Source organism: Photorhabdus namnaonensis, assembly GCF_001684335.1.
In the GTDB taxonomy this organism is placed as follows: Bacteria; Pseudomonadota; Gammaproteobacteria; order Enterobacterales; family Enterobacteriaceae; genus Photorhabdus; species Photorhabdus namnaonensis.
Genome location: NZ_LOIC01000072.1, coordinates 191456 through 204730 on the forward strand (window position 1 = coordinate 191456; position 13275 = coordinate 204730).

Genomic DNA, 13275 nt, shown 5'->3' on the forward strand with positions numbered 1-13275 from the left:
ACAGCCTAGTGTTTTTAATCCCACAATTGAACAATGCTATCCTGCTGCGCTGGTGCGAAATCGGGCAAGATAACAAGCTGGCCGGGGCGTAATAGCGTCGTGTGGCAAATATCGTTATTAGCATTCAACACAGCTTCAACAACGCCTTGCGTACGTCCGTAATAACGTTGACACAATAGATCAACGGTATCCCCCTGTAGCGCCTGCACTTCCATCAGACTAGCTCCGCTATCATGCGATGACGCCCCAAAATATCTCGAATAGCGTGTTGCCCATCGCGCCACAAATCATCTATTTGCGTACTGAGCGCCTGAGCGTGCTTTTCACCCTGACGCGTCGTATCAATGTCACGATAACCCTCGGTCAGCAACGCTTTAGCAAAGCAATACACTGCACGGTGATAACGAAAGACTAACGCAGTGGTACCATTAATTGCCGGGGCCGGTACCGTCATCAGCGAAACAAACCCATCGGCTTCCTGCTTTTCGCGCCAGGCGTCAAGCTGGCTGTTAGCATTGAGTGCTGCCTCAGAAGCGGCGTGCATCAGCCGGTCAGTGGTCACGGTACCGTCCAGACGCATGGCCCGGCGCAAATCTGCGAGCTTGATATCGGGCCAGAATGCCCCAGAAGTGACCACAGACCCGCCATCGTTGATGTCTTCCTGGGGGGCGGAAGTCGGGGTAATTTCCTTCGGGGCTCTTAAGCCTGTCATGCAACTCACTCCTCATAAGGCAGGCGGTGGACGGCATAGACGAAACAGAGAAACCATCCGACTATGCCATGCCGCCTGGTGCGCGGGGCACATTCTGTTACTGCGCGGTTTTCTTGCCAGCGCGGGTTTTAGTCTGACGGGTTGCTCGCGGTCTGGGTGTAGCGGCAGTTTTTTTAACACCGGCACGGCGTGCAGTGGCAGCGCTTTCCGGCGATGAGGCGACTGCCTCTTGCTGTTCCTGCGTGATAGTGGCAACGAGCTCAGTCGCGGACTCTGGGTTATCATTATTTGTGTCCGGCTCTTGCGTACTCTTGATGGCGCGTTGCAGCAGTTCAATGTCGCGTTTAACGCCGATTTTGCCAAACAACGTGATCGCCTGCTGGAGATAAGCGAGGGCTGATCCCAGCGCCTGTGAGTCAAGGCGCAGACTGTAGCCGATCGCTTTAAACAGTTTAGCGCGTACCGGGTCCGGCATATCTTCCGCGTTGGTCATGGCATCAAGGCGCAATAGCAATGAGACGTCAATCGGTGCGATACGCGGATCACGGTTGAATGCAACCAGTACCGGATCGCAAATTTCATCAACAAGAGCCGTGGCGGGAGTTCGCTCGAACTGATCGGGCATATTCAACTTATGGCGCAGAACATACTCAGCAATACGCAAGGCATCATCAAGATTGCCGGCATCAATATTCCAGATCATCAAAGTCGTAATCACGTCATCGGATTGGCCGGTGTCTGCACTCAATACACCGTCAATCCAGCCTTGGTAACTGCCAATCAGACTTTGCTTGACGGCGGCTTTCACTGTTTTCGACTGAATACTTTTCAGCTTCACTTTATCAAGCCGCAGCCGGTGCAACATCTGTTCATAAGCAGTAAAATCACTGGCGTTAGCCTGTGTGCCGCGTCGTTGGGCCATCACGTTTTGAAAATGTCGCTGTGCTGGTGTCAGCATGATATTACCCCACAAATATCAAATATCGGACCGCTTAACTTATGCACCGGGGCCCGCAGGTTTCGCAAATGTGATACCTTCAATCACGCAACCAAAGCCGTAATCTTCAATAACATACGCGTCGTTTGATGATTCGTAAGTTGCGACACGGTTTAGCTCCGGCTCTTCTTTAATCATTCGGCGATGCTTTCCATCATGCCAATATATTGACAGGTTGCTAAAGGGCGTAATAAACATCGTTCCGTCAGGAAAGAACGGAGCAATATACGTTGGCATGTTAGCGATCGATTTATTAGCAATCAACAGCTTACCGGCTAGGGCTTCTGAGTTAGGGTTTTCTGCGCTAATGGCATTGATGATCGCAAACTCTTTACTGGTGACAATGGTGCGACCACAAATAACAACCAATTCAGACGATCCCTTGTGCCACTCATCCAATAAACTATTAGCCGCGTCGAAGCCCAATGAATCCAAGTTACCGTAGTCACCTTTGGCGATAATTTTATTTTCATCGTCACGACTGGTGACAGTGACATTCTTCATGACACGTTGCGGCGCATTTTTGCGATACTGCTCAAGCCAGCCAATATTAACATCCTGCAAAAGCGGGTTTGTTTTCAAATCTGATTTAGCGGCGCGATGAGTGCCGTTAAAACCGACCGCAATACGATCAAGCGCACGGCGGCGGATGATTTGATTAGTGATGCGTGCTTGAAAATCCCTGAACTTTGACCACATGTCTAACTTTGGATAGCTGATAAACGTGTCCGTGTTGGTTTTTTCACAGCGATAGCCATTATTTTCAAGTGTATGCACCGAGCGCGGCTCGCGTCGGTCGCTGGTTGAGTCGTTGGTTGATGCCAACGGGCCATTGATACCCAGACCGATTTTTTCGCCTTCTTGCTCCGGTACACCCACAATGTTGATTTTTTGAAGAAAATCGCTCGATTGCTGCGCCTTATCTTCCAGTCTTTGCGCGACAGACGGCTCAATGCTGAAATGCTTGGTGACGGCGGCGGGAGCAATACCATTTAACTCCGCCTGGCGTTCAATATACTGATCCCATTTCTCGCGGGTTTCGTTTCTCATGTTTGTTTCCTGCTTATTGATTATCGCGTTGTTAGCAATCTGCTAAGTCACCAGTAGATTTACCGGAGTGACCAATAGCCGTTGGCCGTTGACTGTAGTTGTTCGGTTGCGTTTCGAGTTGGGTTTGCAGCGCAGTGAAATCGCTCTGTAGCTTGCCGAAATCCCGGATCAACTTCCGGTGGTCACACTCAAGGGCTTGGTATTTTTCCAGCTTGTTCAGCGTATCGCGCTGAGTCTCAGCAATCAGCGTCACTGCATCGCGCAGTTCTCCGGTTTCCTGACTAAAGCGCTTACTGCTGCCCGTTAACAGCTCGGTGATACGAGAGAAAAACGCTTTACCATTTTCACTTTGCTGTACGGCTTGTCCTTCAAATTCGATAAAAGTTTCTTCTACGGCAGAGAAAAGCGCTTCCGGAAAACTCTTGCGTGATGCGTAAGGATTGACCGGCTGCTGACTGCAAAATTTCAGCATTTCAGTGCCCAGGCTGGCCGGATTATCTGTTACGGCCAGGCCACAAAGATAAGGGCGGCCGGTTGCCGGTAGGGCCGGATGCATTTCGACAGAAGAGTAAACTTTTTGCCGTGCGCGATTAGTGTCAACCAGCTCGGCAGTCGGATCGATTTGGACCTCTAACGCCAGTTTTCCCTTGAGTGGCCCATCTGTTATCTCGCTGTAACGCGCGGCGGTCACATCACCTTGAATTTTAAAGGGTCCATCCGGGAGCATAGATTTAATGTGCTCAATATTGACGCGGGCACCGTACACAGCGGGATCGTAAGTTTCCGCCATATCAATAATATCCTGACGTTTTAGTTCCCGTCCGTCTGTTGTACCGCCTTCCACGGCTACCCGAAAAAATTTTGACTTCGGCATAGTTAATGCTCCGGTGTGTAAATAGGGTGTTTACCTGATACCCCTATAATCAACACTTGCTGCGGGGTTGGCAAAACCTTCCCTCTGTCGCGCACTTGCGACAATCCACACTGATATTCTGATACGCGCGGGCGCGATAGCCTTGTGTTTATGAAACAGATTATCGACACACGAGACGAAGCAAAAAGCCTGTATTGGCAAGCCTATAGCATTCCTCAGATTGCCTGCCGGCTGGGAGTGAGTGCGAACACGCTTTATTCATGGCGCCGGCGCGATGAATGGGACAAAACCCCACCGTTGAAGCGTATAAAAGAACGTCTTGACGTGCAGTATCTGCGCATCGTTGAGAAAGGGGCAGATATTACGGCACATGATGCCAAAGTGATTGATATTCTTGGTCGTCAACTTGATCGCTTTTCGCGTGATGAGAAAAAAGCTCAAGAAAAGGCAACACAGAAGAAAGTACCCAAAAACCACTTCACGCCGGAGCAGATCGCTGAGTTGCGGACACTGGTGCTTGATTCATTGTATGAGCATCAACAACGTTGGTATCAGCAACGTCGGCAGCGTAACCGTTTTATCCTGAAAAGTCGTCAAATCGGTGCGAGTTGGTACTTTGCGCGGGAGGCGCTGCTTGATGCACTTGAAACCGGCACAAATCAGATCTTCCTTTCCGCCAGCCGCGCACAAGCAATGACCTTTAAGCGCTTTATTCAATTCCTGGCGCGCCAAATCGGGGTCGAGCTGAAAGGCGGCGATACGATTGTCTTAAGCAACGGCGCAGTGCTGTACTTCTTAGGCACATCGGCGGCGACTGCCCAATCCTACACGGGCAACTTGTATTTTGATGAAGCTTTTTGGGTATCTAATTTTCTAAATTTACGCAAAGTGGCGGCGGGTATGGCATCGCATATTGGGCTACGCCGTACTTATTTCTCTACCCCATCAAGCGAAGAACATGAAGCCTACCCGTTCTGGACCGGGGACTTTTACAACAAATCGCGTCCAAAAGATCAGCGTGTTGAGTTTAATACCACTCACGAAGCATTAAAACAGGGCAAGTTGTGCGGGGATAGAATGTGGCGTCAGATTGTCACCATTGACGACGCTATCGCCCAAGGCTTCAATCTTATCGATCCTGATGAAATCAAAGACGAAAATAGCCCGGAAGATTATGAAAACCTGTACCGCTGCCGGTTTGTAGCCAAAGGCGAGCGTGCGTTCAACTACAACGCCCTAATCAACTGTGGTGTAGATGGGTATAACCGGGATGTCTGGGCAGACTGGAACCCCTACGCGCCGCGTCCGCTGGGCAATCGCCCGGTATGGGTTGGCTATGATCCAAACGGCGGTGGCGGCAATGGCGACAGCGCAGGATTAACCGTTGTTGCACCGCCAGCAGTGCCGGGCGGTAAATTTCGGGTGGTTGAAACTATTCAACTACGGGGGATGGAGTTTGAAGAACAAGCTGACGTGATCAAGGCGCTAACCACACGTTACAACGTGCAGCATATCGGCATTGATGGAACCGGGGTGGGTGACGCGGTTCATCAGTTAGTCATCAAGTTTTTCCCCGCAGCAGAGAAACACATCTATACCCCGGCCCTTAAGCGGGCGCTGGTCATGAAAGCACAGCTAGTAATCCGCGCGGGCCGGCTGGAGTATGACGCCGGATTCGGTCAGGAGTTGGTCCGCTCATTTATGACGGTACGTAAATTTATCACCCCAGGCGGTCAAGTTTCTTATGAATCTGACCGCACCAACGGCAGCAACCACGGCGATCTCGCCTGGGCCTGTATGCACGCCCTGTTTAACGAGCCACTCGGCAGCGACGCCGGGGGCATTGATGATAGCTTTGTGGAGGAGTATTAACTGAATGAGTCGCAAGCGCAATAATCACCGCACCCGATCCACGGCGGAGCAGATAACCGAAACAACCGCAATTGAGGGGGTAGAATCGTTCTCGTTTGGCGATGCTTCACCCGTCACCAGTCAGAGCGACTTGCTGGATTGCATGGAATGCGCAAAAAATGGCCGCTACTATGAACCGCCAATTGATCCCTACGGACTGGCACGCATGTTTGATATTGCCGTACATCACCAGTCGCCAATCATGTTTAAACGTAATGTGATCATGGGTTGCGTTGAGCCTCACCCGTTGTTGAAACGGGAAGATACCGAAGCATTTATTTTTGATTTTTTAGTCTTTGGCAATGCCTACTTAGAGCTGATAAAGAACCGGCTCGGACAGCCGCTTGCGCTTAAACATTCGCTGGCTAAATACACACGGCGCGGTGAAGACTTGGATCAATACTGGTTTGTCACGCACTACGCGGAAGACCATGCTTTTCAGCCGGGCTCTGTGTTTCACCTCCGATCACGCAGCATTCACCAAGAGATTTATGGCACCCCGGAATACATGGCCGTATTGCATTCAGCTATGCTAAACGGAGAAGCCACTCTGTTCCGCCGCAACTATTATATTAACGGGAGTCACGCCGGTGTCATTGTTTATTTGACTGACCCTATCGCCAACAGCAGAGACGTTGAAAAATTAAAACAGTCATTGAAAAACGCACGTGGCGGCGGGGCGTTCAAAAACCTGTTTGTCTACGCGGCGGGCGGGAAAAAAGATGGTCTGCAAATCCTCCCATTCAGCCAAATCGCTGCTAAAGACGAGTTTACTGGCATCAAAGAAGTTACGCGCGGCGATATGCTTGATGCACACCGCGTTCCCTATCAATTGATGGGCGGAAAGCCCGATAATGTGGGCGGCTTCGGCGATATTGAGAAAGTCGCAAAAGTCTTCGCTATCAACGAACTGTATCCAGTTATGGAAAGAATGAAACAGCTCAACGAGTGGCTAAGCATCGAAGTGCTTCGCTTCAACCCCTACGCCTTAGCTCAAATAGATTAACCCATCCACCAAACACCTTCAGCGCTTCTATGTGAAGCGCCTTTCTTTTAAATACCTAGACATTACCCACTACGAAATCAACGCTTAATATGTCAGCCAAGCCGAAAGCGGCAGCAATAAACAATACATCTCTGGCCCCCCTCAACGCGCGAGCTGTCCCCCGCCTCGCCCGCACGCAAAAAGGGGGCGTTTTTGTGCAATTGTGCGGAGTGGATGAAGTCTTGCCGGGTCTGGCGTGGGAGGGAATTACTGGCGTGGTGATTATTGTGCAAAATTATGCAGATTTGTGCAAGGAATTTGTGAGATAAATTTAAGAAAATTAAGCGGTAATCAAGAAAATAAAAGGCTGCGACTGCAACCTAATTTATCTTTCTATTTATGCTATGCGGTAACTATTTTCGTGGCTGAAAGTTGTGATCGAGTGATTTACATGCTTGCTTGTCATATTCTTCGTGCTGTTTAAAAATAGAGTAAGTGTGAGGATCAAAGAAAGATATTGATTCTATTACACTTTTATCGATAAGCGTTCGAAAATCACTTAACGCAAGCCCGCCGATGCTCCCATCATTAATGCCTGCCTCAATATAATGGCGACGATAGTTAGTTGTTATGTTGATCGTTAATGTGTCTTTATCACGATAACCGCTCCACAGTGGTAACAACTCTATATGATGACAATCGCCATGTTCAAAAGCCGGACATGATACAATCCCGACATAGAATTTTCTTGAACTTAAAGTGACAATAACCGGAAATTGCCTGACAGAAGCTTCCATCAACATATTCTCAACAGGGTTGTTCCCCACGGCGCGAGCCAACGCGTCGAACCGACGATCACCTTTTTCTGTTTTACGCTTGCTCAGATATCCGAAGAGACTTGCAAGGCCAATCGATACCAATCCCCAGACCGTAACCTTTAACTCCTTAAGATGATTACTGTCTTTTTCGAAAGAAATCGGGAAAAATTGTTGGAAAACATCGGCTTTCCAATGCAGCATTGAATTGATCAGCCAGCGAAACAAACCTGCCGCGCTCAGAAGTGAACAGAGGAACCAGGCCCCAAAAACAAACACAACACCCCACGTAGCGACAAAAAAATAAGCGTCCCAACCCTCGGAACGCTTATATTTATACCTTGTTGATAATGATAAATTGACGTAAATGTAACCACTAATAAGTATGATTGCGATAAGTATTGTGTTCATTTACTTCCCTGTACAAAACTGTGTTCCATTTCTTCAAACTTTTCAAACCGTTGCTTTATCTCAGAAATCACTTCCTTATTATTCAAGTCGATAGAGACATAGCCATCTTTACTTACCGCAAATTTTCTCTTATTTTCTTTCAGAACCCGTGCGAGGCGTTCTGTCGGATCTAATGCAAATGACATAATAGTTACCTCTTATTTTCAAATAAATCATACACCTATGTACACAACTCAACAGAGCTTATATGACGTTAGACAACAACAAGACAGTTAAGTTCATTTTAGCGGGTTAACGTCTTTGCTTCTTTAAGCATAACTTATTCGTCATTTAATGCAAAAAACAGCCCGTTTGCTACGGGCTAATTTGGTCAACTTTTACGGTCGTAATACTCAATAACTTGCAGCGCGACGGCAGCAATCTGTACCGCTTCATCTCTTGCCGTTCCTGAGTGATTACCACCGAATACATCATGTAATATGGCTTGATGGAATTCCCCAACTTCTTCACCTAAAATTGAGGCCCATACAAACGGGTGATGATCACGGTCAGCGCCCCAGCGCTCATCCTGCTTTGTCATTTCTGACAGAACGCTATTTACTGCGCGTGTACGCGCAGTTGTAGTTGAGTAGTCAGTCATTATTCACTTTCCTCGCGACAACGGTCACACATATCAAACTGAGCGAGCGGATACAATTCTACAAAACAGTTGTGACAGTGCACAGATTGATTAGTTAACGGGTATTTACCCGACCAGGTAGTGGCCTGCACAATCAAGCCATTATATTCCGGTGAGCCGTCAATCGGGTCCTCTGCAATTGTGCCTTCGCAAATCACATATTCCTCATAACAATCCCTACCAACACGTCCAGTCGCGGTCACAGAAAAACCGACAAACTCGGCCAAGTCTTTAATTTGTTTGGCGCTTAATACTAAATTCATAAATTACCTCTGTTGAGTTGGTTAATGCGCTGCAATAGCGCATTGTGACTAACTGTTGGTTATTTTTTACTCCTTAGCTCATCAAAATATCTTCTTTCTGCCTCCTTAATCATGTCACAGTGACGCTCAATTCTTTCATTGACTGCATCAATTGATACCTGGCCTTCCGGGTGAATTCCCACACCCTGACTTAAGCGACATTGATTACATATCTTATTGGTATAATAGAATTTTTCTTCGTATGTCAGTTCGTTATTACACAACTTACAACGTTTTATTTTATTTGAAATATACAAATTATATTCCCGCTCTCGACGAGCAATTGCATCATCATCCATCATATACCTCTGTTGTGACCAAATAACGCTCCCCACATTACCGGGTCAATGTCTTCTAACATGGCAGAGTAATGCCCCCCAGGATCATGAAAGATATCGTTAAGATTGATATTGTTACCCAATCTATCATTTAACCTATTCATGATAACTTTTACGTTTTCTTTATACTGTTTGGGTTTTTTCTGCAAGTAACCAAACATAGATAAGCAATAACATTGACTATCAACGATAATATTTCCCCCACCGAGTAATGAGCGGGCTAAAAAATCGTCAATTTCGATGTTATTGAGCGCTGCCGACTCATAAATCCGTTTCACTTTTTCATCAAAATGCATCATCGGGTAGTTTTGATGAAACTCATTCACCAATAGATCGTCGTAAGGTCTGTCAATTTCTCTCTTAATTTTGCTTGAATTTTGAACCACCGGAGAGTTATTGACAGAACTCCAAGGGGCGGCGGGGCCGCTAAAAGACAAAGACCCAAAAGACAAACCCACGGATTCAGCATCAGAGTTGTTAGCGCTGGAGTTAATTTTCTTAGAGACAATTTTCCATTTTGTAAGACGGGTGCAAACCCGGGAATCTTCACCCAGCCGGGGGGAATAAATACCGTAAATCTTATCGACGGTTTCGCCATAAGCGTTAGGTTCATCATTTTGCTGATACGCAAGATGAACGGCGTAATCTTTGCGCGGAATTAGTACGCCGCCCTGCTTCATAATGTAAGTAGCGAAACACCCCGCATCGGCTGCGGCAGTAACGGCATCCATCAGCGGATCGCTTAACAGCGCTTGCCCGTGCTTAAACTCGCCCGAAATTTTTAACACCGATGTCAATTGATTGCTGAGTTTTCTCAGTTCACGCCAGACAGTGATAGGCGGCGTACCGATAGCCTGGTACTGACGAATGCGATAACGTGACGCCCAAGCCATCGCGAATTTAGCCGTCTCTTTTAGTGGCTTGCCAGTTTCGTTATCACGCTCGCCATCCAGTGCGTAACCGTCGATATTTTTCGAAATGTACTTAGCCACGTAAGCAGTTGCACTGCCCTTTTTCGGATCGAGTTTCTTCGCGGTAAACCGGGCGCTGGTGCGCTTACCTAACTCCTCGCGGTCTTCTCTGATAGCATAACTGCGCATAATATCAGTAATAGCTTTACGCTCATCCAAGCGCATAAACAGCAATAAATGCCAGTGCGGGGTGCTGTCGTGGTGAGGCTCGACAACCCGAAAACCGTAAACCCTCAATCCGTTACGATCCAGTTTTGAACCGATGTTGGCCCACACTTTGCGTAAATAACGTTGAGCCTGAACGGGCGTTGAATGGTTCCACTTCGGGTTGGCGTGGCCGCTGTGATTGTTGGCATGATACTTTGACGGGCAAGTGATGGTATAAAAAACGCCGACGTCACCGCGTTCTTGAGCAACAAATTCAATGCCCTGCATGCGTGTCATTAATTCGTGCCTGCGGAGAACTGGATTACTGATACTGGCATAAACCATGCTTTCTAATGAAACAACGTTACCGGCTTCATCAACCAAATCGTGCGCTTTAAAGAACTCAGTATTGCGGCGACGCTGCTCCTGCCAATCAGAAACCGCTTCGTAACTTAAATAAGGGTGAGCCTTTTTATTCACTTGATTTGCGGCGCGTAACTGACTTTCTCGCCAGTCACAGCGCAACCGCCAGAGCTGACGTTCCCACCATTTTGAGTCAATCATTCGCGCAATAGCGGAAAACGGAGACAATGGCGGCGGGATAATATGCAAAGAATAGACTTCCGCGGCAATATTGCGATAGATCAACAAGAAGTCATCATGAGATATCTCTGCGGTATCGCCGTTCTCATCTTCTGTTTCAGTACAAAACATCTCATTGACGCGTGCCGCAATTTCATTCGCCAGCGATTTAATCCGGCGCTTATTCATTTCTGCAAGATGACGGAAAACGCCTTGGTAATAAGCAGCCAGTTCACAGTAAGGCTTAACGCCCTGTTTTTCTCTGACTGCATTCAAACGCAGCAATGCACTCTTAACTGTTCCCAGTAAAAATGCATTGCTGTGTTTGGTACCGCGATTTTTCCGTAACCAGATTATTTTTTTCTGAAAATACGATTTAATAAAATGCGGCTGTTCGTTCAAGTAAGACTCAACGCCCGCGGCAGTTTCCTGCCACGAGCGCCGGCTTTCTTCATAAGCTTGTTTCTCTTGTAAAGCAAATCGGCGGCGGGATTCCTGTTGCGCAGGCGTTAAAACCTGGCTATGCAGTAAATCCCGCTCTATCAAGCGGGTGAGATATTTTTTTACATGCGGATGTTCGGACGTCATTTCACCCTTTGATAACAAAGTATCAGTATCATCAAGATAAGGTGACGCTATCGCCGGGCGGGGTTCATTCCACGGAAACGCCCATTCACATTGCATACTCACTCACACACTCCAGCATAAACAGAACTACACGCCTGATATGAATTTTCTTCGGCCAATAAATCAAACTGACGCCCCCCCTAGAGGTCATCGCCCAGTCACGGTATGTCTCTATGCCGTGAGACTCTAGAGTTACGCAATCAATGCGACGTTCCCGCTTAACAGGATCTTGATGGGAAGGGAAAAAAGCGCTGTTACCTCGCCGGGAACAAGCCGATACAATACGTTCCCATCGTGCAACGCGAGCAATTTCATCGGGGAAACGAACGAATATTTCCGCCAGTTCAGATTTCCGGGCATGAATGCACGGCATACACCCAACACGAGAGCACCCCTGCTGATATAGGGGGTTGGGTTTAATACTGTGCTTTTTTGCCAGTGCAAAAACGTGCTCATGTGTCCATGACAAAATCGGGCGATAAACAGACAGCCCCGCAGTATCATCAATATCCGATTCCCAAACAGGTAAACCCGCGCGTGCTGGCGACTCTTGCGCTCTAACACCCTGCCACGAAATAACCTCATCAAATTCAGATAACAAAGGCTTGATAATCTGCTCGGAGATGGGTTTATGCTTAAGCTCGAAGGTGCAAAATCGTGCTTTTGTTGATGGGAAACGTCCTTTTAACATGCACAGATCAAGAAACGGGTTATTGGTAGGAAACAAGACCTTGAGTGCTGCAATGATGCGATTTTCTGCTTGTGCCGCACTCATTCCACATTCTGAGACAAGACTGAGAGGCCAACGCGATTTGATAAACGCCCGTTTAGCATTTATTTGATTCGAAAAATCGGCGCGTACCCGTTGGATTTTCCCCAAGCGGTTTTCCAGATAATCCAAATATTCCATAGTTTGTGGGTGTTCATGCCCCGTATCTGCGAATACAGCAATATGATTTACACTGTTTTCAATAGCCAACAGCCACTGAGCTAAAGAATCTTTACCGCCTGAGACAGAGATAACATTGATGGTACTATCTGCATGACACCGAATATCAATCATTAGCTACCTCCATCAACAGACTGGCAATAATTTCTGTGGCGGGCTTTCTGCTATTGCTTGACGCTGCAATAGAACGTTGAGCTGTAATTTCTGTAATATCAAAATCTTTATAAATACCTTTTGCTTCCATACTGTTTGATACAACAATAGGATTACCCGATTCGTTATGTAATGTGATTAATGCATTCGTCAGTTTATGCTGTTCACTAAAGCTGAAATGATGACTGTGATAATTGGTGAATTTACTGAATTTACCAAGATAGGGCGGATCGCAATATACAACATCATCAGCTTTAACAAGCTGCAATGTCTCTCTCCAGTCAGCACAAATAAACGTTGCTCGCTGCGCTTTTTCAGCAAATGCACGGATCTCATCTTCCGGGAAATACACCGATTTATATTTACCAAACGGCACATTGAAATGACCACTTTTGTTATATCGACACAAGCCGTTAAAGCAGTGACGATTAAGATATAAAAACCAGACAGCGCGAATAAGTGGGGAGCGGCATTCTGGCAACGCTGAGTTAAATTTGTCTCTTAGCAGATAAAAGCCATGCTCATTATTATAAAACTTAAAAAAATCTCGTGATAATTCTATAAATAATTCAACATCATTTTTAATTTGCTGATACATATTAATCAGATCTGAATTGATATCAGCAATTAAATACTCGTCATAATCCGTATTCATCATGACAGCGCATGAACCTGCGAAAGGTTCTACCAGTCGTTTTCCGGCCGGTAAATGTAATTTATCCATGATGCGGGCTTTACTACCCGCCCATTTCAGAATGGTTTTATTAGCCAT

At 47.0% G+C, this 13275-nt stretch carries 14 protein-coding genes and 1 pseudogene; 2 read left to right on the forward strand and 13 right to left on the reverse strand.

Going from position 1 to position 13275, the window contains the following annotated elements; all coding sequences use genetic code 11:
- Positions 1–14: 14 nt before the first annotated feature.
- The 5 genes from Phpb_RS13240 to Phpb_RS13260 form a co-directional block, all read right to left on the reverse strand.
- On the reverse strand, positions 15–215 hold the full coding sequence (locus Phpb_RS13240) for a tail protein X (protein WP_065390731.1): 201 nt from the start codon (positions 213–215) through the stop codon (positions 15–17).
- On the reverse strand, positions 215–712 hold the full coding sequence (locus tag Phpb_RS13245) for a head completion/stabilization protein (RefSeq protein WP_065390732.1): 498 nt from the start codon (positions 710–712) through the stop codon (positions 215–217). The genes Phpb_RS13240 and Phpb_RS13245 overlap by 1 nt, the downstream gene beginning before the upstream one ends.
- A 97-nt stretch (positions 713–809) precedes the next feature.
- A complete protein-coding gene (gene gpM / locus Phpb_RS13250) occupies positions 810–1670 on the reverse strand; it encodes a phage terminase small subunit (RefSeq protein ID WP_065390733.1) in 861 nt (286 codons plus the stop codon).
- 39 nt (positions 1671–1709) lie between these two features.
- On the reverse strand, positions 1710–2759 hold the full coding sequence (locus tag Phpb_RS13255) for a phage major capsid protein, P2 family (RefSeq protein ID WP_065390734.1): 1050 nt from the start codon (positions 2757–2759) through the stop codon (positions 1710–1712).
- Between the two features lie 31 nt (positions 2760–2790).
- On the reverse strand, positions 2791–3633 hold the full coding sequence (locus Phpb_RS13260; RefSeq protein ID WP_065390735.1) for a GPO family capsid scaffolding protein: 843 nt from the start codon (positions 3631–3633) through the stop codon (positions 2791–2793).
- 150 nt (positions 3634–3783) lie between these two features.
- Between Phpb_RS13260 and Phpb_RS13265 the strand changes: the two genes are divergently transcribed.
- Both Phpb_RS13265 and Phpb_RS13270 read left to right on the forward strand, forming a co-directional pair.
- Entirely contained in the window at positions 3784–5505 is a 1722-nt protein-coding gene (locus tag Phpb_RS13265; protein WP_065390736.1) for a terminase large subunit domain-containing protein, read from the forward strand.
- Positions 5506–5509: 4 nt separating this feature from the next.
- Positions 5510–6550 (forward strand): phage portal protein, encoded by a 1041-nt coding sequence (locus tag Phpb_RS13270; protein WP_065390737.1) that lies wholly within the window; start codon positions 5510–5512, stop codon positions 6548–6550.
- Positions 6551–6942: 392 nt separating this feature from the next.
- Here Phpb_RS13270 and Phpb_RS13280 read toward each other — a convergent pair whose 3' ends face one another.
- From Phpb_RS13280 to Phpb_RS13315, 8 genes and pseudogenes are all read right to left on the reverse strand, one after another.
- Positions 6943–7755, reverse strand: coding sequence for a hypothetical protein (locus Phpb_RS13280; protein ID WP_065390739.1), 813 nt, complete (start codon positions 7753–7755; stop codon positions 6943–6945).
- Complete coding sequence (locus tag Phpb_RS13285) at positions 7752–7940, reverse strand: hypothetical protein (RefSeq protein ID WP_065390740.1); 189 nt, start codon at positions 7938–7940, stop codon at positions 7752–7754. Before Phpb_RS13285 ends, Phpb_RS13280 begins: the two co-directional genes overlap by 4 nt.
- Positions 7941–8125: 185 nt before the next feature.
- Positions 8126–8395 carry a MazG-like family protein gene (locus tag Phpb_RS13290; protein ID WP_082302579.1) on the reverse strand — a complete coding sequence of 90 codons (270 nt, stop codon included), beginning with the start codon at positions 8393–8395 and terminating at the stop codon, positions 8126–8128.
- Positions 8395–8697 carry a hypothetical protein gene (locus Phpb_RS13295; RefSeq protein ID WP_065390741.1) on the reverse strand — a complete coding sequence of 101 codons (303 nt, stop codon included), beginning with the start codon at positions 8695–8697 and terminating at the stop codon, positions 8395–8397. Before Phpb_RS13295 ends, Phpb_RS13290 begins: the two co-directional genes overlap by 1 nt.
- Positions 8698–8756: 59 nt before the next feature.
- Positions 8757–9038 (reverse strand): hypothetical protein, encoded by a 282-nt coding sequence (locus Phpb_RS13300; RefSeq protein WP_205634779.1) that lies wholly within the window; start codon positions 9036–9038, stop codon positions 8757–8759.
- Entirely contained in the window at positions 9035–11458 is a 2424-nt protein-coding gene (locus tag Phpb_RS13305; protein WP_065390743.1) for a replication endonuclease, read from the reverse strand. The genes Phpb_RS13300 and Phpb_RS13305 overlap by 4 nt, the downstream gene beginning before the upstream one ends.
- A gap of 2 nt (positions 11459–11460) precedes the next feature.
- Positions 11461–12464, reverse strand: a pseudogene (locus tag Phpb_RS13310) (phosphoadenosine phosphosulfate reductase domain-containing protein).
- Positions 12457–13275, reverse strand: coding sequence for a DNA adenine methylase (locus Phpb_RS13315; protein ID WP_065390744.1), 819 nt, complete (start codon positions 13273–13275; stop codon positions 12457–12459). Before Phpb_RS13315 ends, Phpb_RS13310 begins: the two are co-directional and overlap by 8 nt.